The sequence below is a fragment of the Neisseria sp. P0022.S010 genome, from assembly GCF_051956635.1.
In genome coordinates this window covers 1-499 of the sequence record NZ_JBQCXF010000848.1, presented here as the reverse complement: position 1 = coordinate 499, position 499 = coordinate 1, and the positions used below count along the sequence as shown (strand labels likewise).

The following is a 499-nucleotide window of genomic DNA, read 5'->3' as shown; positions in this document are numbered from 1 at the left end:
TATTGGGATAATCATGCTTATGATGATCAAGTAGCAAGAATAAGCCTGGGTTATAAAAATAAAAGTTTTAAAACAGATGGCTATGTTATACCATTTTTAGAAAAACGTCGTTATGGAAATCATCCTTATTACACACGTGCAGGTGTAGATTTAGGCATTTCAAATTGGATAACGCCAAATTTACGTTTGTCCGCTAACAGTACAATAGCAAAAAAAGATTATGCATATACTGAACGACAGGGGAAAGATTATCAAGTTGGAGTAGGTGCTACTTACCTTTTAAACAATGATACTTACTTTTTAGGTGGTTTAAACTATGCTCGTGATAAAGTAAAACATTATGCTGGTAGTAGCTCTAAACGTATAGGGGGATATGTTGGTTGGGGACAGACTTGGGGCAAAAACCTGAATAGCAGACTTATAATCAATCACTATCACGAACGTTTCGATGGAAAGCATTATATTTTTACTGATCGTCATCGCAAAGATAATGTAACTA

The 499-nt window shown here is 34.7% G+C and carries 1 protein-coding gene; it reads left to right on the top strand.

Features of this window, described 5'->3' with window-relative positions; all coding sequences use genetic code 11:
- The coding region (locus ACTHUT_RS21745) for a surface lipoprotein assembly modifier (RefSeq protein WP_440419891.1) at window positions 1–499 on the top strand (499 nt) is incomplete at both ends.